2 protein-coding genes and 1 pseudogene are annotated in these 1,988 nt (G+C 65.3%); 2 read left to right on the top strand and 1 reads right to left on the bottom strand.

Features of this window, described 5'->3' with window-relative positions; all coding sequences use genetic code 11:
- On the top strand, window positions 1–1,122 hold a 1,122-nt coding region (locus AB4Z48_RS40395; protein WP_441624499.1), incomplete at its 5' end, for an ABC transporter substrate-binding protein.
- A gap of 227 nt (window positions 1,123–1,349) precedes the next feature.
- Window positions 1,350–1,528: pseudogene (locus AB4Z48_RS40390) on the top strand (aldehyde dehydrogenase family protein); the annotation flags it as partial.
- Window positions 1,529–1,544: 16 nt separating this feature from the next.
- Here AB4Z48_RS40390 and AB4Z48_RS40385 read toward each other — a convergent pair.
- On the bottom strand, window positions 1,545–1,988 hold a 444-nt coding region (locus AB4Z48_RS40385), incomplete at its 5' end, for an ATP-binding cassette domain-containing protein (protein ID WP_441624497.1).

Below are 1,988 nucleotides of genomic sequence, written 5' to 3'. Positions count from 1 at the left end.
CTGGCCGAGCAGATCGAGAGCGTGAAAGCCACCGGCCCGAACGAGGTCACGGTGGTGCTCACCAGCCCCAATGCCGACCTGCCGGTGATCCTGGGCACCTTCCACTTCCTCATCGTCAAGGACGGCACCACCGACTTCAGTGCCGGCATTGGTACCGGACCCTACAAGATCAAGGAGTTCAGGCCGGGCGTGCGCACACTCGTGGTGCGAAACGGCGCCTACTGGAAGCCCGGCAAGCCCTATCTCGACGAAATCGAGTTCGTCGGCATTGCGGATGACAGTGCGCGCGTCAACGCGCTGCTGTCGGGCGGGATGGACCTGGTGGCCATGGTCAACCCCCGCGCCGTGGCCCGAGTCAAGGGTACGCCGGGCTACGCCATCCTCGTCACGCAATCGGGGCAGTACTCAGACCTGATCATGCGCAAGGACGCGGGTCCAGGCATGAGCCCGGACTTCTTGATGGGAATGAAGTACCTGCAAGACCGCGAGCAGATGAAGAAAGCCATCGCGCTCGACTATGCGGTGCTCGGCAACGATCAGCCGATCGACCCCACCAACCGCTTCTTCTTCAAGGATTTGCCGCAGCGCGCCTTCGATCCGGAGAAGGCGAAGTTCCATTTCCGCAAAGCCGGCGTGACGGGCAAGGTGCCGGTGGTGACCTCGCCCGCCGCGCTGTATTCGGTGGAGATCGCGACGGTGCTGCAGCAGACCGCGCAGCGTGTCGGCCTGGACATCGACATCAAGCGCATGCCTGCCGATGGCTACTGGTCGAATCACTGGCTCAACAGCCCCGTAGGCTTCGGCAATGTCAACCCGCGCCCCAGCGCCGACACCATTCTCACGCAGTTCTTCAAGTCCGATGCGCCGTGGAACGAATCGCGCTGGAAGAACCCCAGGTTCGACCAGCTGCTGCTGGCGGCGCGGGGCGAAACCGATACCGCCAAACGCAAGCAGTTGTATGGCGACATGCAGACCATGATCCACGAGGACGCCGGCATTGGTATCCCGCTGTTCCTGGCCAGCATCGACGCACATTCGTCGAAGCTCAAGGGCCTGTCGCCGATCCCGCTGGGGGGGCTGATGGGCTATTCGTTTGCTGAGAACGTCTGGCTGGATGCCTGATCTGGAAGGTGGCGGGAGTGCGGTAGCCTGGGTGCAGTGTGCTCTCGCAAATCCGGGGCGACGGCGCGGCCTTCTGGCATGGGTAGCCAAATGCGCCCGCCATCCCACCACACCCCGTATTGAGGACGCCTGCGACGAGCTAGCGTTCCGCCGCCGTGCCGCCAAGGCGCGGCCCTCTCAAGCGACCGGCGCAAGCCGGTCGCTTTGCATTTGAAGCCTCGGCGCCGCTGCTCTTGCGCGAGCAGGGCGAGCCACTAGCTGAAGGCAAGGGGCGAGGTTGCGACTATTCGAATGGTTTGCTGGAGAAGCCCCGCGCGCCGATGACGGCGTGACCACCGCGACTGTTCCCGGCCGGCGCGTGCTGGCGCTGCGCCGACCGGTTGGCGTCATCGCTGCGATCACGCCACGCCGTGAGAACGGGGTCAGGCGGTGACGCCGGCGGCCACTGCATCGTCGCTATGCAGATCGACTTCATCGATCCAGCCGCGGCGCAGCTCGGGCACCGAGCGCGCCAGCAGCGCATAGTAGGGGTGGTGCGGACCGCGGTCGTAGTCCGCGTGCGCGACCTGGGTCAGCTTGCGGCCATGCTGCATCACCACGATCTCGTCACAGATCGAGCGCACGGTGTGCAGGTCGTGGCTGATGAAGAGATATGAGACACCCAGTTCCTTGCGCAGCTCGGCCATCAGGTCGAGGATGGCCGCGCCGACTACCGTGTCCAGCGCCGAGGTGATCTCGTCGCACAGGATCAGCTCTGGCTCGGCCGCCAGCGCRCGGGCCAGGTTCACGCGCTGTTTCTGCCCGCCGGACAGGCCACCGGGCGTGCGCTGCGCCACGCCGGCCGGCAGCCGCACCAGATCGAGCAA

Source organism: Cupriavidus sp. 2TAF22 (assembly GCF_052115045.1).
In the GTDB taxonomy this organism is placed as follows: domain Bacteria; phylum Pseudomonadota; class Gammaproteobacteria; order Burkholderiales; family Burkholderiaceae; genus Cupriavidus.
The sequence above is the reverse complement of the archived record's forward strand: the minus strand, read 5'-3'. Positions and strand labels throughout refer to the sequence as shown.